This window comes from Methylotenera sp. 1P/1, assembly GCF_000384355.1.
Lineage (GTDB): Bacteria > Pseudomonadota > Gammaproteobacteria > Burkholderiales > Methylophilaceae > Methylophilus.
Map to the genome: position 1 here is coordinate 2,448,742 of NZ_ARWC01000001.1, position 16,146 is coordinate 2,464,887.

General features: G+C 45.8%; 20 protein-coding genes and 1 tRNA gene. 6 read left to right on the forward strand and 15 right to left on the reverse strand.

Annotated elements, in window-relative coordinates; translation table 11 throughout:
- Position 1: 1 nt before the first annotated feature.
- The 9 genes from A3Q3_RS0111890 to A3Q3_RS0111935 all read right to left on the reverse strand — a co-directional run bounded on the left by A3Q3_RS0111890 (position 2) and on the right by A3Q3_RS0111935 (position 7,302).
- Positions 2-1,357 (reverse strand): type II and III secretion system protein family protein, encoded by a 1,356-nt coding sequence (locus tag A3Q3_RS0111890; protein ID WP_020183813.1) that lies wholly within the window; start codon positions 1,355-1,357, stop codon positions 2-4.
- A 24-nt stretch (positions 1,358-1,381) separates the two neighbouring features.
- Positions 1,382-2,314, reverse strand: a complete 933-nt coding sequence (gene cpaB, locus A3Q3_RS0111895) for a Flp pilus assembly protein CpaB (protein ID WP_020183814.1) — start codon at positions 2,312-2,314, stop codon at positions 1,382-1,384.
- A gap of 38 nt (positions 2,315-2,352) precedes the next feature.
- Positions 2,353-2,844, reverse strand: coding sequence for a TadE/TadG family type IV pilus assembly protein (locus A3Q3_RS0111900; RefSeq protein WP_020183815.1), 492 nt, complete (start codon positions 2,842-2,844; stop codon positions 2,353-2,355).
- Positions 2,841-3,296, reverse strand: coding sequence for a prepilin peptidase (locus tag A3Q3_RS0111905; RefSeq protein WP_033425150.1), 456 nt, complete (start codon positions 3,294-3,296; stop codon positions 2,841-2,843). Before A3Q3_RS0111905 ends, A3Q3_RS0111900 begins: the two co-directional genes overlap by 4 nt.
- A 53-nt stretch (positions 3,297-3,349) precedes the next feature.
- Positions 3,350-3,526: a Flp family type IVb pilin gene (locus A3Q3_RS0111910; protein ID WP_020183817.1), complete on the reverse strand. Its 177-nt coding sequence runs from the start codon at positions 3,524-3,526 to the stop codon at positions 3,350-3,352.
- Between the two features lie 444 nt (positions 3,527-3,970).
- Entirely contained in the window at positions 3,971-5,116 is a 1,146-nt protein-coding gene (locus A3Q3_RS0111915; protein WP_020183818.1) for a diguanylate cyclase, read from the reverse strand.
- 386 nt (positions 5,117-5,502) lie between these two features.
- A complete protein-coding gene (locus tag A3Q3_RS0111925) occupies positions 5,503-6,042 on the reverse strand; it encodes a hypothetical protein (protein WP_020183820.1) in 540 nt (179 codons plus the stop codon).
- Between the two features lie 84 nt (positions 6,043-6,126).
- Entirely contained in the window at positions 6,127-6,552 is a 426-nt protein-coding gene (locus A3Q3_RS13945; protein ID WP_157355110.1) for a hypothetical protein, read from the reverse strand.
- A gap of 69 nt (positions 6,553-6,621) precedes the next feature.
- A complete protein-coding gene (locus tag A3Q3_RS0111935) occupies positions 6,622-7,302 on the reverse strand; it encodes a hypothetical protein (protein ID WP_020183822.1) in 681 nt (226 codons plus the stop codon).
- Between the two features lie 294 nt (positions 7,303-7,596).
- On the opposite strand from A3Q3_RS0111935, the gene A3Q3_RS0111940 reads away from it, so the two are divergent.
- From A3Q3_RS0111940 to A3Q3_RS0111955, 4 genes are all read left to right on the forward strand, one after another.
- A complete protein-coding gene (locus A3Q3_RS0111940) occupies positions 7,597-8,184 on the forward strand; it encodes a TetR/AcrR family transcriptional regulator (RefSeq protein ID WP_020183823.1) in 588 nt (195 codons plus the stop codon).
- Positions 8,185-8,286: 102 nt separating this feature from the next.
- Positions 8,287-9,120 (forward strand): oxidoreductase, encoded by an 834-nt coding sequence (locus A3Q3_RS0111945; protein WP_020183824.1) that lies wholly within the window; start codon positions 8,287-8,289, stop codon positions 9,118-9,120.
- Positions 9,121-9,129: 9 nt separating this feature from the next.
- Positions 9,130-9,510 (forward strand): hypothetical protein, encoded by a 381-nt coding sequence (locus A3Q3_RS0111950; protein WP_020183825.1) that lies wholly within the window; start codon positions 9,130-9,132, stop codon positions 9,508-9,510.
- Between the two features lie 35 nt (positions 9,511-9,545).
- On the forward strand, positions 9,546-10,550 hold the full coding sequence (locus A3Q3_RS0111955) for an NADP-dependent oxidoreductase (RefSeq protein WP_232418422.1): 1,005 nt from the start codon (positions 9,546-9,548) through the stop codon (positions 10,548-10,550).
- A 204-nt stretch (positions 10,551-10,754) separates the two neighbouring features.
- On the opposite strand, the gene A3Q3_RS0111960 is transcribed toward A3Q3_RS0111955, so the two are convergent.
- Positions 10,755-10,831 (reverse strand) — tRNA-Arg (locus A3Q3_RS0111960).
- 123 nt (positions 10,832-10,954) lie between these two features.
- Between A3Q3_RS0111960 and A3Q3_RS0111965 the strand changes: the two genes are divergently transcribed.
- Together A3Q3_RS0111965 and A3Q3_RS0111970 are read left to right on the forward strand one after the other, a co-directional pair.
- Positions 10,955-11,470, forward strand: coding sequence for a cytochrome c5 family protein (locus A3Q3_RS0111965; RefSeq protein WP_020183827.1), 516 nt, complete (start codon positions 10,955-10,957; stop codon positions 11,468-11,470).
- Positions 11,471-11,568: 98 nt separating this feature from the next.
- Positions 11,569-12,384, forward strand: a complete 816-nt coding sequence (locus A3Q3_RS0111970) for a symmetrical bis(5'-nucleosyl)-tetraphosphatase (RefSeq protein WP_020183828.1) — start codon at positions 11,569-11,571, stop codon at positions 12,382-12,384.
- A gap of 31 nt (positions 12,385-12,415) precedes the next feature.
- On the opposite strand, the gene A3Q3_RS0111975 is transcribed toward A3Q3_RS0111970, so the two are convergent.
- From A3Q3_RS0111975 to A3Q3_RS0111995, 5 genes are all read right to left on the reverse strand, one after another.
- Complete coding sequence (locus A3Q3_RS0111975; protein ID WP_020183829.1) at positions 12,416-13,186, reverse strand: 1-acyl-sn-glycerol-3-phosphate acyltransferase; 771 nt, start codon at positions 13,184-13,186, stop codon at positions 12,416-12,418.
- 2 nt (positions 13,187-13,188) lie between these two features.
- Entirely contained in the window at positions 13,189-13,938 is a 750-nt protein-coding gene (locus A3Q3_RS0111980) for a GNAT family N-acetyltransferase (RefSeq protein WP_020183830.1), read from the reverse strand.
- Between the two features lie 113 nt (positions 13,939-14,051).
- Positions 14,052-14,504 carry a glycine zipper 2TM domain-containing protein gene (locus A3Q3_RS0111985; RefSeq protein WP_020183831.1) on the reverse strand — a complete coding sequence of 151 codons (453 nt, stop codon included), beginning with the start codon at positions 14,502-14,504 and terminating at the stop codon, positions 14,052-14,054.
- Between the two features lie 26 nt (positions 14,505-14,530).
- Positions 14,531-15,487, reverse strand: coding sequence for a carbohydrate kinase family protein (locus tag A3Q3_RS0111990; protein ID WP_026361909.1), 957 nt, complete (start codon positions 15,485-15,487; stop codon positions 14,531-14,533).
- 79 nt (positions 15,488-15,566) lie between these two features.
- Positions 15,567-16,127: a TetR/AcrR family transcriptional regulator gene (locus A3Q3_RS0111995; protein WP_020183833.1), complete on the reverse strand. Its 561-nt coding sequence runs from the start codon at positions 16,125-16,127 to the stop codon at positions 15,567-15,569.
- Between the last annotated feature and the right edge of the window lie 19 nt (positions 16,128-16,146).

A 16,146-nucleotide genomic window follows, 5' to 3' on the forward strand; every position in this document is an offset into this window, starting at 1 on the left:
ATTACCTCGAAAAACCCGTGGCAGGGGTTCCAGTATCCGGTTTGATGCCTTTTTGAAAGAATAAATCACTAAAGCTAGGGTTGTATTCACGCAGATTTCCACCCGGCAATGCAGGCATCGCTGCGTCTTTGGCAATTGGCTTCACGAGATGAGGTGTCACAATCATCAGCAATTCCTTATCCTCACGATCGAATCGGGTAGAGCGGAAAAAAGCACCGATGATGGGCAAGTTACCTAATCCCGGAAACTTATCTACGTTCTGCAATGTGTTGCGACTGACCAGCCCACTGATGACAAAGCTTTCGCCATCGCCAAGCGAGACACTGGTGTCGGTTCTACGTACACGCAGGCCCGGCACTGCAACCCCGCCGCTTTGCACCGCATTAGAAAAATCTATTTCACTGACTTCAGGCGACACTTTAAGGAAAATTCTGTTGGTATCTAATACTGTGGGGGTCAACATCAGGCGCACACCATATTCCTTGTAGCGAATCGTGACGGTGCTGTCACCACCGGCGCCTGCGCGAATCGGTACCGGAAACTCACCACCGGCCAAGAAGCTAGCACTTTGACCAGAAAAAGCAGTAAGACTTGGTTCTGCCAATGTGTACGCAAACCCGTTTGCCTCCAGTATGCTCAACGTGCCGAGTAATCCTCGGCTTGCATTGCCTGCTACAAAATTAAATGCACTCGCATTAGGTAAAAATCCTGAAGCACTATCTAAGATAAATCCACCACCCTCGCTATGTACACCGCTAAGATTGCCTGGAGACCCAATACCAAGCGTTGTATTTCGACTATTTTTTCCCAAGAAAAAGCCAGCGCGCATCATATTTTGGCGGCTGACTTCCACCACTTTGATATCAATCTGCACTTGATTGTCAAAGCTGCTCAAGGTCGCATCCATAGGGACTGTGCTCGCTTTATCAATGGCTTGGCGCGCTAGGGCGTGGTCTTCTAAAGACTCGGCCTCACCAGAAATGGCCGCCTGATTGCCAGCCGGTAGCAATTTGATTGCTTTTGAAAACTGTAGGCGCTGCTTTTCAAGTGCAGTATTGAGGCTGACCGCCACCTTAATTTGTCTTGCAGGCGCTGCCGCTTTTTCACTCTCCCAGATTGAAATCTCGGTCACGCCCACTTGCTTGCCTGTAATCATGATATTGCGTGATGTCAGCATGGTGATGCCTACAATATCTGGGCTTCCCACTGCAACGCGCTTAACTGGTTTGGCATGTACATAAACATGCTGGTCACCAGTCACCAGCTGTAGTTCATCCGCATCTCCGGCCTGCGCATCCAGCGCAAAACTGCCTATGCAGGTAAACAGTATTAACCAAACATATTTCATATTCGACATGTTGAGCCCTTATTTTTTTTGTTGTTATCTTGCCACGTTGACGACTTCTACTTGTTCGCCGCGATGCACAATGACGCGCGCGCGTTTAGTTGCCGATGTGGTTGTTTTCTTTTTCACCACAGGCACTGTGGCGGGTGATAACGTGGTATTGGCTGGGGTTGAATGCTGGATGCTTGATGAATGAGAGATATCTCCCAGACGAATAAACTGACTATCTGATACGATATGAGCGTTAGGCAATGATTCACCGCGCAGCGCCAAACGCAACACGCCAGTGCTTTCAGCCAGCATCAGTGTCGAAATGTGCTGCTCCGCTACCGCCAAGATGGCAGAACGGCTGTCTTTTTCTTTATTACTGTCAGCGCGGCTATTGCTGGTGCCCAGTTTGTTTGGGGCAGATGGCATCAACTCATTCTCTTGGCTGGGCTCCGTTTCAGTTGTTAGCGCGCCGTAGGCAAGCACTTTCACATTGGTGAGCACAACTTGGGCTGAACTGATATCACCAGTCTCGCGATCAGCACGCAAATACAGCAGTACATCCACATGGTCTCCTGGCTTGATAAACCCGCCGACCCCAATCACTTCATTTACCTTAATCGCTACTGCACGTTCATGGGGTGCAAGTCCCTGTCCCAGCAAACTGTAAGTAGGAAAATGCGATGTTTTGATTGGGGTGCCTTTTGTCACAGCCACAGATGTGACTTTCCCAACGAGATGTTGTGTGTCGCTAAAGGTCCGCTTATCTGGTTGTTGTGTAGTGACGCGCTCTAAATCTTCCGCAGTCAGTAGATGGCCAGCCGGAATATCATTTCGCGCGACAACTTGTGAAAAAGTAGGCACCACAACTTTTAATGTGTCCACAGGCTTTTTGTTGCTTATCTGATAGCCTAAATAGGCAGTCACAATGGCAGCAATCAACATCAATACTGCTAATACACGTAGAAATGTACTGTTCATGATGGCTCCGCTCTTTGATATTCTTCTTATTTATTTTTCTAAAGCTCAATCACTGCTGTGCCCGTCAAATCGGTAGGCACCTTGGGGATTTGCCCAATGATAGGTAATGTCAGCATCGGTATCAGTGGATCGTTCGCATAACCACTGTAAACAACGCGTACCGTGAGTTGATTACCATTCATGGCCAGTTGTACTTGGCTGTTACCGGCGCCAAGCACTTTACTTTTTGGTTTGGCAGGCAACCAGTTCAGCGAACTGCCAACAACACTGCGCACCCTCGGATCCACGCCATTGCTAAGGTAGGCCACATTACTGGCATACGCTAGGCGGTCTACAGCAATCGCAGCACGTGCACCTTCTTCAGCCGCATGGATAAATGCAGATTGCATCAGCATCACAACCGCATAATTCACCATGGCATAGAACAAGCCAAAGAACAGAAGGAATAGCATCACAAACTCAATCGCTACCGCGCCTTGTTGTGACCGTGAAAGCGGTTGACGATCAGTCGGCTTCACTGGCGTGATCATGTCGCCATCCCTATTGCGCACAGTAGCCCGGTACTTAGGGCTGCACCAAAAGGAATCCATCTTTTTGGCTTGTTTTGCTGTGTGTTAAATCGGGTGAAGAGGAGGTGAGCAACGCTTAATAGCATGGCTAAGATAGATGCAATCACAAAGGCAAACAGCGTTAAATACCAGCCCCCGATAAGTGCAATGGCCAGTATTATTTTGACGTCAGCAGCACCTAGTAGGCGTGCTGCATAAGCGGGTAATGTTAAAAGTAGGCTGACACCTACGCCAATGGCTACAGACTGCCAGTTTGCACCGAGCAATGTATGCCCCGTAATCAATAAGCAAATGATGGCAATCAAGCAAGCCCCAAGTGCCAAAATATTTGGGATACGTCTTGCGTAGAGATCGGCTAGGCCAACACTTAGGCACCAAGCGACCACGATCAATTCTACGGTGGTAATCATCATATGCATTCAACAATCAATCGCCTAATGTTGGTGGCGATTGCATGAGCGCTAGATTACGTGAGCGCACCTTGAATTTGTGTAAAGATGGCGCTAATGGCGAGATTGATAGGCTGGACGAATGCGACAAGTGCAATCGCCACCATCGCTGCAATCAATGCGTATTCGATGGCACTAGCCCCTTCTTCGTCACGCAAGAAGTTTAAAATAACTGTTTTAATAGAGTGGTTCATTTTGATTCCCCTGTTGTTAATAGGGTGGTAGCCTTGATTAATTATCAGCTCAGCCCTAAATTAAATTTACCCATCACAAACGGTATCACCTCAAGAAGTATTTCAATCACTCAAGTAGAGCGCTAAAAGCAAGCTAATTCGCCTTGCTAATGTTGTCTACCAAGTATTTATTGCTTTTGTAAATTTATGTTAAGCAACTAGCGTGCCCACTATCTGCTATCCATTATTATGACTTTTTATTTAGCAAAAAATAATTATAACTGTTTGATTTTAATTGATTTAAATTAAAACATACGCTTGTATGCTCAGAAAGAAACATTACCACTGTATTCGCATGATTGTCTAAAGTAAAACAAAATATGACAAAATTCGGCAATGATGTATGTATAAGTTGTATATAAGTCGTCGTGATGTTTGGCGTTGTTTGTAAGTGCTGTAAAAACCTCAATCCTTTCTTACATTACCCAATATTTGCCACTCCGCACGATTGCGTCCATTCTCCTTCGCGCGATAAAGGGACTTATCCGCTTCTTCTATGAACTGTTGCACATCGTCATCAACCGTAGGCACAATAGTTGTAATGCCCATCGAAATGGTGACGATTTCATGTGACGATTGTTCGTGCCGGATATTGAGTTTTCGAACGGCTGCCAGCATGTTCTCACCGATATTCCGTGCCTCGTTCAGTGAGGTATGAAACAAGACCGCGGCAAACTCCTCGCCGCCGTAACGGGTAACCGAATCGCCAGCCCGGCGCGCGCAACCATCCAGTGCTGTTGCAACCTGCCGCAAGCACTCGTCCCCTGCCTGATGGCCATAGGCGTCGTTGAATTTCTTGAAAAAGTCCACATCCACCATCATGAGTGAGAGCGGCACTTTGGCGCGCGATGCTTGCGCCCAAGTAGTAGCCATATTGGCATCAAAGCTTCGGCGGTTACCAATGCCGGTCAAACGATCCTCCCAAGAAGCCTGTTCTGACGAAACCTGCTTGAGCAGTACATCAATCAGAATCTTGCGTATCTCTCGTGCCGTAGCCCACAGAGTAGCGCCAACCAACACGAGCATGAACAGCACCATGTGCAAGGTTTCATAATCCAAAAACGGGGTAGTCAGCAAAAGGGGGATGTATACACCAGCCGCAAAGGCAAAGAAAATAGGTAAAAATACCACCAGACGCGGCAGCGCCATAATCACGCCGATCAGCATGATCATAAGAACGGCCGCCTTACTCGGGCGGCTCAGTAAGGGCAGGGCAATTGAGAGGGCACCCCAGCCCAAGCCGGCAATGGCCGCAGCCATCACATGGCGATTGATACGCGCCAACTCGATACTGACATTGGCAGATGCCCAATCTAGGCGACCTAACCACCAGTGCCAGGCATGTGCGATTAACAGCCAGGCATACCAGACACCAGCATAAAACCAACCGATATCCCATGCCAACATGCCAGCGACAATAGCCCCGCTAAACAATACAATCAGCTTGCCGCTACTTTTGCCCCGGTAAACATGTCGTAACTCTTCGCAGGCAAGATCGTGCGGATCAAACTTCAGATCTTTGATGACGTTTTCTCTTATTCTGTTGATCAAGTTCAATCCTATCCCAGTACGTTCACTGTTTGAAAATCGATAGTACACGCTGCTGAATACTGCCTAATCTGAATGAGACTCGATGTTGTAGCAGGGCAGGTTTGATTATTATGCGGTATTTTGCGTCGTTGCGACTGTCAAGCTGAAGCGAATTGTGCAGGTATTTGAGTATTGATGTTCGTATGACTACAAAAGCGTGTGATTGGCACTTGGGACTGGGCACTGGATATTGGTCGAATCAATTACAATTGAATCGATAGTCTCAAAAAACTTTATCAGCTGACATTGTTGCTTGGCGAAGCCAACCTAAAAGTGGCATGGATGCTCCTTTAGATTGGCTAGGTGTGTTGGTAAAAGCCCAAATTACTTTCTGTACTAAATGCATATTAGGCTTTTTTAGCGGCATCCTCCATGGCTGCACGTAACACTCTACGACGCCCTGTTAGCCAATAAAAGAAACCTGCCGTAGCTGCTAATGGAATAATCGAACTGCCTATGCTTCCACCCAATAAACTAAATGCGCCAATTACACCCACAATTACAAATACGATAATCAACATGTTGTATAAATGCGGGCCGCATAAATCATTCACGGATTTTGCAATATGCCCAATATTACCGGTGTCATGGTTGTAAACAGTGGTATATGGCCCCTTGTCTTTGTTGCCTAAAATTCCCCATAATACAGTGACCGTATTGCCCGGCCGCACCGGTACACCGGCAGAAGCCACCTCTACGGAAATTTCCTTACCGTCTTTATCACGTAAAAATATCTCGTTATAGTGAGAGGTATAAGAGCTCACTTGGCCATTACTATGAGAGGTAATGCTGGTTTCAGATGAACGCTGACTATCGATAACCTCTCCAGTAAAGCGATATATGCTAATGCTTCGCCCACCCACGCTTACATTATTCACTGCTGCCATTTTCTTCTCCCTTGTTTAAAAAAGCTGAATGGACACGCAGATTCATTCTAATGATTGTGATGCGTGTGATTTTAAAATGTGCATTTAGCGCTCACATTTTTTATAAATATCGTATTGGGTTCCGTTCCAGCGCCAAATTGGAAAGCAACTGCCTGGACCACCAATTTCGATATCCGGGTAACCTTTATTTCGTGTCTTTAGGATGGAGTACGTCCCTGGAAATCCAAACTGTGCTATCCATTTCCCAGCTTTATTTTTAATATACAAGTCAACCTGCACTCCAGCAGCGCCGCCTATGCAAGTGCCATAGTAATTTGTAAATACTTCAGGTGTTCCATCTTTATTCAAGTCGATGACTTCTGTATCAAATGCTATTTCCTCGTTGCAGGATGCCTCAAAGAACTTTCCTTTCGTGCTTTTTAACACACCATTGGTGGCTTGAGCGACCACTTGGCTATTATCACTAGTCAATCTAGTCAATGGATGTGTTTCTGCAATAGCGGAGCTCATAAGCGTTAGCATGCACACACCACAAAAATGGTGCATGAGAGATTGATTCAAGCGGGTGTTCATCCTAGGTTAAGTTTTACAAGAAACAATAAAGTTAGCAACGCCAGATTTACTGCCCGCCACTTGCGTAATGCTATTCAAGGTCAATGCGCAATGCTGATTTTTTTCATTCGTGAAATAGGTGCCTTGTCCTGCTGTAAGATATTTATTTTTGGTATTGTCAGCTTGGTTAAGCGAAGTCAGCGTGACATAACTCCCCTTGCGGAAAATTGAATGTCCAAAGGACACCTGACTATCAATCTTAAAGCCAGATTTGTCTGGCACCATCAAGTCTACGCCCCCGTAAACACCTTTTTGCGACTTGAGCGTTTGCTTGAGTGATGCATTCTCTTCCTGCAGTGCCGCTAGTTTGATGGACAGATTCTCACTATCTTGCTTGATGCTACTCACTGCGTCTAATGCAGAATTTAAATAAGCTTTGTCCTGACCGCTGATGGCACTTTGTAGCTTTTTAAGATTTTCTTTCACTGCATCAAACTGCTGATTTTGATTCGCAATAATGGCGGCAGAATCATCTAATTGAGGAAAGAAATATTCGGTTGCTCTGCCAATTAAACTTTCGGCAATAGCAGCAAAGGAGAAGATAATGCCGGCGAGCAGTACCGTTATCAGCCTATTTTCTTTGATAACGGCGATGAATGCTTGTAAGCCTCTGATTTTATGACCACAAAATGCAATGATTTTTTTCATTTTATTGCAGACACCCTATCATAAGGCCTTGATAAAACAATAAACTAAATCATTCTGCATTTCAAGTTTGTTCATAACTTACATCAGATAAAACTGCTTCAGCACAGAAATCACCAAAGCGGATGTTCAAGGGTAAAAATTTATCTGTGTGAATTTAGTTGCTTCCAATTAATGGTTAGAAAAATAGTTGGACTTCACCGCCAAAATAGATATTTGAAATGCTTATCAAATATTTTCTATTGACTAAGCTATTTTACTTGCTAATTATGATGGTCGTCATATATGATGATCGTCATGAAAAAATCTATTGGCAAACAAAATACTTCCAGCCGTAAGGAAATTACGCATATGCGAATTGTGGAAACTGCTGCTCGGGCTATCCGTAGAAGTGGTTATGATGGCACAGGCGTAGCCGATATTATGAAAGAAGCAGGCCTCACGCATGGTGGTTTTTACGCACATTTCGCATCTCGTGATGCAATGCTTGCGGAGGCTGCTGATAAAGCCGGTGAAGAAACGGTTGCTATTGCTGAACATATATTCGCTAATGTTCCTGAAGATCAGGCACTGCAAGCTTTGATGCATGCATATTTATCAAATGAGCATATGGGCAACATTGAAAAAGGATGTTCCTTCGCAGCGCTAGGTTCTGAGATGCCGCGCCAAGCCCCTGAGGTGAGGAAAGCTTCTACTTGCCGCATCAAGGAAATGATAGGTCTAATTAAAAGTAAACTAGCAGACGAATCGAATCCGTATGAAAAAGCATTGGTCATGATGTCCACCATGGTAGGAGCATTACTATTATCTCGTGCAGTCGATGACAATACACTTAGCGAAGATTTCCGCCAGGCAGCGTTAAAACACTACGATGCCAAATTGTGATTAATTACTTACTAAGCACTTAGGCTTTTTTTTGACCATAAATATGATGATTATCATATTTAAGCAACATGTTTTTATTCACTGAATTAAAAGGAGAGACATATGAAAAGCAAGATCGCAATTGTGACAGGTGCATCATCAGGAATCGGTGCGGCAACAGCAGCGTTGCTCGCAAACTCTGGTTATAAGGTCTATGGGACGAGCCGAAAAGGACCACAAGCCGCCCAACGCGCATACAAGATGATTGCGCTAGATGTAAATAGCGAGGCATCTATAGAAGCTGCCTTAAAAGAAGTAGTGCAAATTGAAGGCAGGATTGATTTGGTGGTGAACAATGCAGGCTTCGGTGTAGCCCCTGGTGGTGCCGAAGAGAGTTCAATTGAACAAACCAAAATGATTTTTGATACTAATTTTTTTGGGATTGTCCGCATGACGCGCGCTGTTGTGCCCTATATGAGAAAGCAGGGCGAAGGACGCATCATCAACATCGGCTCGATACTAGGACTGATACCTGCACCATATATGGCAACTTATGCTGCTACCAAGCATGCAGTAGAAGGCTTTTCAGAATCGCTAGATCACGAGTTGCGAACAAGAGGTATCCGTGTTTCTGTGGTAGAACCCGGTTATACCAATACGCATTTTGAAGCCAACACACTAGAAGTAGACGCAAAAATAGATGAGTACAATATTGCGCGAAAAGCGCTCGCAAAATTAATGAAAGTAGCTGTGGCAAACGGTGATGATCCAAAAGTTGTTGCCAATGTGGTATTGAAAGCCGCCAATGCCAAGCATCCAAAGCTCCGATACGCTGCTGGAAAATTAGCTTGCCGCTTGAGTTTTTTGAGAAGATTTGCGCCTGCTGTATTAGTTGATGGCGGCATTCGTAAAGAACTGAAGCTTGATTCTCTCGATAAAGTTGCTAGTCAACTATAGGAGACAATCATGAACCAATTATCTTTTTACCGACTTTCAGTGTTCAGTTCAATCCTGTTTACAGTATTGTCTATTATCTTGATGTTTGCACCAGTTGTTATGCTATCAGCCTGGGGCGTGGAGTTAACAGATTCGGTAGGCTTGGTTGCTAGACGAATAGCAGCACTCTACGCTGGTATCGCTGTGATGTATTTTTTTGCAAGGAATGCTGAGTATTCAGCAACCCGTACAGCGCTCATCGTGGGCACCATCACCGCCTGCTTAATATTGGCGCTACTTGGCGTTTATGAGTTTGTTGCAGGGCATGCGTCGGGTGGCATTCTAGGATCTGTACTGATCGAAGTCGCTCTTGTACTAGCATTTTTATATGTTGGCGCGCGCAAGAAATAAGCATTATCAAAACATCACCAAAACACTGGGAAAATATGATGAAAGCACTTATCTTAAAACGTTATGGAAAATCCGATCAACTTGCGTTCGCGGATATTCCCAGTCCTACAATTGAGCCAAACGAAATGCTCGTTCAGGTACATGCCGTCGGTTTGAATCCAATCGATTACATGATTCCGAAAGGAGCGTTTAAACCCATTCTCAAGTTTAAGCTACCGGCAACAATGGGTAGTGATCTGGCCGGTGTCGTGGTGGAAGTGGGAAGTCGCGTGACGCGTTTTAAGACAGGCGATGCCGTTTTCGCCAGCATTTTCGACCTAGGCACGGGATCGCTCGCAGAATTGGCTGTCGTACCCGAGACTGCGGCCGCGATCAAACCAGCGAATCTGGACTTTGTACAAGCTGCTTCAATCCCAATGGTCGGGCTCACATCATGGCAAGCACTTAAAGAACGGGCACATCTCAAACACGGCCAGAAGATATTCATCCCAGCTGGTTCTGGAGGCATTGGCACATTCGCAATCCAGCTTGCAAAATATCTTGGCGCAAAGGTGGCAACAACTACTAGCGCAGCTAATGTCGGCTTAGTGCAGAGCCTTGGAGCCGATGAAGTGATTGATTATAAGAAGCAGGAATTTGAAGAGGTGCTACGGGACTATGACGTAGTGCTAGGTACTATCAGGGGTGACGGAATCGAAAAATCTCTTCGGATTTTGAAACCCAAGAGCAGTGTCGTTTCACTCATCGGCCCGCCGGATGCTGCGTTCGCTCGCGCTAGAGGCATGAACTTTTTAATGACGTTTATATTCGGGGTGATTAGCAGCAAGATCATTCGCCAAGCCGGGAAGCGCGGTATCCATTATTCGTTCTTATTTCTACATCCTGACGGCCATCAGCTTGCAGAGATTGGCAAGCTTCTCGACGCGGGTCACATCCATCCGGTGATTGATAAGGTGTTTCCGTTCGATGAAACAAAGAATGCACTTGCCTATCTCGAAGCAGGTCGAGCCAGAGGTAAGGTGGTAGTAAAAATCATTTGATTGCTACTAAACAATCAAACTAAATTATAAGGAGCTGTTGATATCCAAGGTATGCTTCGGCCGGTAACTTAATTCTGCATGCTGGATCTGAACGGAACTTTGTCCCTAAGTTGACTGTAATCTTTGTAAAAGTGCCCAAATTCATCACTTAGGGTGGCAAATAAAAAAGGCTGAAACCCTGATGGAATCAACCTCTTCAATTTGTGGCGCGCTCGGCGGGAGTCGAACCCACGACCTTTGGCTTCGGAAACCAACACTCTATCCAGCTGAGCTACGAGCGCAACCTGCGGATTATAACAAAATAGAACTGTATACATCGCCAATCTTTTATGCATTTAAAGTTAAATGTATAATGGGTGCTTATTTTAATATTCAACTTAATATTTATACGGGGAAGATAGGCGATGGCAAAAAAAGAAGAGGGTTATTCAAGTTCAAGTTTTTGGCAGTTAATGCTTGTCATTCCGGGCACTATCATTGGATTTACATTGCTAATTTCAATACTTGCTCACTTTTTTGGTAGTGGTGAGTCAGCGGCGCCAGCACCTGCGGCGGCTGCACCAGTGGCGGCTGTTGAAACCAAAGTGGATGAAGCGATTAAGCCAGTGGCTGAAGTGCAAGTAGCTGATACTTCTGGTGCTAAAGTTGAGAAAACTGGTGAAGAGGTCGTGAAAGCCGTATGTTCTATGTGTCATGCGGCAGGCTTAATGGAATCTCCGAAACTGGGCGATAAAGGTCAATGGGCACCACGTATTGCACAAGGCTATGAAACCTTAGTGAAGCACGCGATCGAGGGTATTCGTAATATGCCAGCACGTGGCGGTAACCCAGATTTAAGCGATACTGAAGTGGCGAGTGCGGTAGCGCATATGGCTAATGCAGCGGGTGCAAATTTTGACCCAGCAACACTTAAAAAGTAATCAGTAAGGACAGTGAATTGAAAAAGCCGCTTAGCAACTAAGCGGCTTTTTTGTGGGCAGATTTCCCCACGGTATTACTTTTGGATTTACTATTAACTATGGCAACTTATGCAATTGGTGATGTACAGGGCTGTTTTTATGCGTTTCTGGCCTTACTTGCCAAGCTAAACTTTGATACTCAGCGTGATAGGCTGTGGCTGGTAGGCGATATGATTAATCGCGGTACAGGCTCGCTTGAAATGCTGAGGTGGTGTGTGGAGCATCAACACGCCATTGATGTGGTATTGGGTAACCATGATTTGCATGCTATTGCAGTCGCACATAGCGTGCGCCCACCTCACCGTAGTGATACTTTGCAACCGATACTTAATGCGCATGATGGCCCGGATTTGCTGGCATGGCTGAGACATCAGCCGTTGATGCTGCAAAAAGAGAATGTGGTGATGGTGCATGCAGGTTTGCTTCCGCAATGGACAATAGCAGATGCGCTCGGGTATGCAAGGGAAGTCGAAGCTGTACTGCAACATGCTGAGTATGAAAAATTTCTCCATCAGATGTATGGGAACTACCCAAGTCTTTGGCAGGATGATTTAGGTAGTGTAGACCGACTACGTCTGATTACGAATGCATTTACCCGTATGCGTATATGTACACAAGATGGCGAGCTGGACTATGCGTTTAAGGGTGAACTTGGTGATATCCCAGACGGCTATATGCCTTGGTTTACCGTGCCTAGTCGTCAATCAAAAGAGGCTACGATTATCTGCGGGCATTGGTCTGCATTGGGTTTGTATCAGCACAATAATATCCATGCATTAGATACCGGCTGCTTGTGGGGTGGGCAATTAACGGCAATGTGTCTAGAGGATAAGACCATTACTCAGGTCGACTTTGATCCGAGGGATAAAATCTAAGAGATAAAACCTAGGAGATAAAACTTAGCCATCATGGTTGCTGGTGGCTCAATCGCTGGTTAAAGGCTGCAGAAATTATCTGATATGCAAGCTGCGTCACATGCTGGCGCGTGTGCCCGACACAGGGGATAGGTGTGAGAAAGTGCAATTCCACCACTGGATTTTTTAAGCGCAAGATTTGATCCATCGATTCGATCATGCTGGTTTCTCCCGCATAGGCCATGGTTAAACTAGGCTGCCCATTTGGCTGCGGATAGTAAATGGCAATTGGCCACAACGTGGCTTGCGCATCTACGGCAGCTTGAACAATGCTGCTTTTAAATGGAAGCATGTGCGTCCCGTCTGTGGTTGTCCCTTCCGGAAAAAAGCAGACATTTTCTAAATTACGCAGACTTTCTGAGGTGATTTCCACAATCCTAGCGGCATCTCTGCGGATGGTCCGATTAATAAACAAAGTGCCGGACTTGGTCACCAAATAACCAAACACTGGCCAAGTCCTGATTTCTAATTTTGCAATAAACCGCACGGGTATCAGGCTATTTAGGGCATGAATGTCCGTCCACGAAATATGATTTGCAACAAACATGGTGCTGTGGGTTGTGCTGTCTGGGCGTACGCCAAACACACGTACTTGTATGCTAAAACACTTGAGTAGCGATTGACACCACCAGCGTATGATACGGCCACGCCGATACACACTCACCAAAGGCAATACTGCTGCGGCAATGGCGAGACCTAATAGCGTGTGAACAATCACCCGTGCAATACGGAAATAGCGAATAAGCGTTGGTGTTTGTTGCAAATTTATTTTAAGAAATGCGCGGCATATCTTTTGTTGATTCTAGATAATGGCAACATTACCAGCATATCTGCGGTATTGAAATAGGCATCCCATGCTGGCTCGCTACAAATGTAGGCGCCCAGTCTTAAATAGCCTTTAATCAGCGGCGGGCACGCTACTTGAATGTCTTGATTCAAGGCTTCGATCGGTAATGGATTGTGTGGGAACACGCGATATTCTGGTGGTGATAGATAGTCATCTTTGAGGCGATTAAAGAGTGACGCGGCAGCATGGCCACCATCGTTCATCGGCACGCTAGCGCATCCAATCATATACTCGTAATGATGCATTTGCATATACTTGGCCAAGCCCGCCCACAACATTGTAATGGTGCCGCCGCTGCGGTAATCTTGATGCACGCATGCGCGCCCGACTTCTACAGTGCGATCAAATAAATGTGTAATCCGGCTCAAGTCAAATTCGCCGGCAGAGTAATAACCGCCAGCTTGGGCAGCTTGATGTGGATTCAATATACGGTAAGTGCCAATTACTTGATGAGTGCTGCTTTCACGCACCAATAAGTGATCGCAGAAGGCATCAAATCCATCAATATCTAATCCACCGGTACCACTGACTTGCGCGCCCATCTCTTCGGCAAATACTTTGTAGCGTAAGCGCTGGGCTTCTGCAATCTCTGCAGAGGTGCGTGCAATAGATAGGTATAAGCGGCTTTGCGCTTGGCTGGATTCTTGATTGAGTGCTTTTTGAAACATATCATCTCTCCGTGAATTTGAAGAGATGATAGGTAGGCTAGATGAAATTTAAATGACGGCGTGGTGACAGTTTAATGAAACGCTATCACCACTGTTTGCTGTGTCACTGACGATTAGTGGGAGACTCTTGAAGTCTCGCCATTCTCTACGATGCGTACTTTCTCGCCCGGACTAAATGCTTCATCTGCTTCTTGCACAATTGCAATCAAGCCGCCGCCATCCAGTTTTACCGTGATTTCAATGCCGTCTTTGCGGGTCACGACTTCTTCAGCAGCTGAGCCGGCAAGGCCGCCTGCCACAGCACCAATCACGGCGGCAATTGCGCTGCCACGGCCACCACCAATTGAGCTACCAGCGATACCGCCGATGGCACCACCTGCAACCGTACCCACAGGGGATTTAGTGCCTTCCAATTTCACTTGGCGCACACTTTCTACAATGCCGGTTTTAACGGTTTGTACTTTGCGCGCATCGTCACGTTTATATACGCTACCAGAGTTTGAGCTTGCACAAGCAGCAAGGATGCTGGTGATGACGATGAGGCATGCTAATTTAATGTAACGCATACAGAACTCCTTTAACTATTGTTTCATTATTGAGTGAGTTTTTCTTTTGCTGCCACTTCTTTGACCAGTGCATGGCTATAGACGTTCTCAATTTCTTCGCGTGTTGGTCGATGATTTTGTCCGCCTCTACTTGCGATTTTAATTGCCCCCATAGTGGACGCCAGTCTGCCGCACGTTGGCCAATCCCAGCCTCTTACCATGCCATAGAGCAGCCCGGCACGGTACGCATCGCCACAGCCAGTAGGATCTACAATCTTATCTGCGTTAACGCATGGAATCTCAAACAGTTGACCATCGGCATAGATTTGGGAGCCGTTGGCGCCTAATGTCACAATCAGCGCCTTCACTTTTGCCGCCAGCTGCTCTAGGTTCAAACCGGTTTTATCTTGAATGACTTGTGACTCATAATCATTGACGGCCAAAAAATCGGCCATGTCGATAAAATGTAATAACTCTTCACCGTTGAACATGGGTAAACCCTGGCCAGGGTCGAACATAAACGGGATGCCGGCTTCAAAACACTCGCGCGCATGTTGGAACATGCCGTCTCGGCCATCTGGAGCAATAATGGCAAGGCTCACATCCTGAGTGTCTTTGACACTGTTTTGATGTGATTCCACCATTGCACCCGGGTGGAACGCTGTAATCTGATTGTCTTCAGTGTCGGTCGTAATAAAAGCCTGCGCAGTAAAGCTATGATCAATGGATTTCACATGGGCTTGATTCAGCTGATTTTGCTCAAGCCATTTGGCGTAGGGTGTAAAGTCTTCACCCACGGTTGCCATAATGAGAGGGTTGCCTTCTAGCAATTGCAAGTTGTAGGCAATATTGCCGGCAGTACCACCAAACTCTCTACGCATCTCCGGTACATAAAAAGCGACGCTTAATTTATGAATTTTGTCCGGCAAGATATGGTTTTTGAATTGGTCTTGGAACACCATGATGGTGTCGTAAGCAAGTGAGCCACAAATAAGAATATGCATGATAAACGTACGGAATAATAATCCGTCATTATCGTGTAGCTTAATGGCGTAAAGCAAGCATTAAGCATTTAGTGTGGAATTATTTGCGTGCGCCGTCGATTAGAATTTTGGCAGCTTGTTTCGCGTACTTGATGGCGCCAGAGCCACGTTTCATTTGCTCCGCTTGTACAGCGCCTTCAAACAGCAGTGAGAGCTGCAATGCCAAGCCGTCTGCATCCTGAATACTGGCGTCTGCTGCTAGTTTTGCAATATACAGTCTGAAATCTCTGGATTGTTGCGAAGAAAGTTGATGAATAGGGTTCTGCTCATCTGGAAATTCTGCAGAAGCTTTGATAAAGCCCATGCCTAAAAAGCTAGGAGAGCTGACCCACTCTTCAATGAAGTCAAATAATTGCTGTATTTTTTCTGTGGGTTTTTGATTGCTTGTGCTGAATTTAAGATCTAGCCAGCTTTGGAAATCAGACTGGCTTTTTCTTAATACTTCTAAAATCAACTCTTCCTTGGTGCGGAAGTATTTGTACAGTGTCATTTTAGTAGTGCCAGCTTCGGCTACAATGGTGTCTACGCCAGTCGAGTTAATCCCTCTCGTTTGAAAAAGATCGGTTGCCGTACTTAATATTCGTTCGCGTAACACAGACATAATTTCATTATACTAATCT

Excerpts from the sequence above, each read along its gene's own strand:
- A3Q3_RS0111990 (WP_026361909.1), bottom strand. The coding sequence starts at position 15,487 with ATGCATATTCTTATTTGTGGCTCACTTGCTTACGACACCATCATGGTG.
- A3Q3_RS0111970 (WP_020183828.1), top strand. The coding sequence starts at position 11,569 with ATGGCAACTTATGCAATTGGTGATGTACAGGGCTGTTTTTATGCGTTT.
- A3Q3_RS0111905 (WP_033425150.1), bottom strand. The coding sequence starts at position 3,296 with ATGATGATTACCACCGTAGAATTGATCGTGGTCGCTTGGTGCCTAAGT.
- cpaB (WP_020183814.1), bottom strand. The coding sequence starts at position 2,314 with ATGAACAGTACATTTCTACGTGTATTAGCAGTATTGATGTTGATTGCT.
- A3Q3_RS0111980 (WP_020183830.1), bottom strand. The coding sequence starts at position 13,938 with ATGTTTCAAAAAGCACTCAATCAAGAATCCAGCCAAGCGCAAAGCCGC.
- A3Q3_RS0111955 (WP_232418422.1), top strand. The coding sequence starts at position 9,546 with ATGATGAAAGCACTTATCTTAAAACGTTATGGAAAATCCGATCAACTT.
- A3Q3_RS0111995 (WP_020183833.1), bottom strand. The coding sequence starts at position 16,127 with ATGTCTGTGTTACGCGAACGAATATTAAGTACGGCAACCGATCTTTTT.
- A3Q3_RS0111945 (WP_020183824.1), top strand. The coding sequence starts at position 8,287 with ATGAAAAGCAAGATCGCAATTGTGACAGGTGCATCATCAGGAATCGGT.
- A3Q3_RS0111925 (WP_020183820.1), bottom strand. The coding sequence starts at position 6,042 with ATGGCAGCAGTGAATAATGTAAGCGTGGGTGGGCGAAGCATTAGCATA.
- A3Q3_RS0111940 (WP_020183823.1), top strand. The coding sequence starts at position 7,597 with ATGAAAAAATCTATTGGCAAACAAAATACTTCCAGCCGTAAGGAAATT.
- A3Q3_RS0111965 (WP_020183827.1), top strand. The coding sequence starts at position 10,955 with ATGGCAAAAAAAGAAGAGGGTTATTCAAGTTCAAGTTTTTGGCAGTTA.
- A3Q3_RS13945 (WP_157355110.1), bottom strand. The coding sequence starts at position 6,552 with ATGAGCTCCGCTATTGCAGAAACACATCCATTGACTAGATTGACTAGT.
- A3Q3_RS0111985 (WP_020183831.1), bottom strand. The coding sequence starts at position 14,504 with ATGCGTTACATTAAATTAGCATGCCTCATCGTCATCACCAGCATCCTT.
- A3Q3_RS0111950 (WP_020183825.1), top strand. The coding sequence starts at position 9,130 with ATGAACCAATTATCTTTTTACCGACTTTCAGTGTTCAGTTCAATCCTG.
- A3Q3_RS0111935 (WP_020183822.1), bottom strand. The coding sequence starts at position 7,302 with ATGAAAAAAATCATTGCATTTTGTGGTCATAAAATCAGAGGCTTACAA.
- A3Q3_RS0111890 (WP_020183813.1), bottom strand. The coding sequence starts at position 1,357 with ATGTCGAATATGAAATATGTTTGGTTAATACTGTTTACCTGCATAGGC.
- A3Q3_RS0111900 (WP_020183815.1), bottom strand. The coding sequence starts at position 2,844 with ATGATCACGCCAGTGAAGCCGACTGATCGTCAACCGCTTTCACGGTCA.
- A3Q3_RS0111910 (WP_020183817.1), bottom strand. The coding sequence starts at position 3,526 with ATGAACCACTCTATTAAAACAGTTATTTTAAACTTCTTGCGTGACGAA.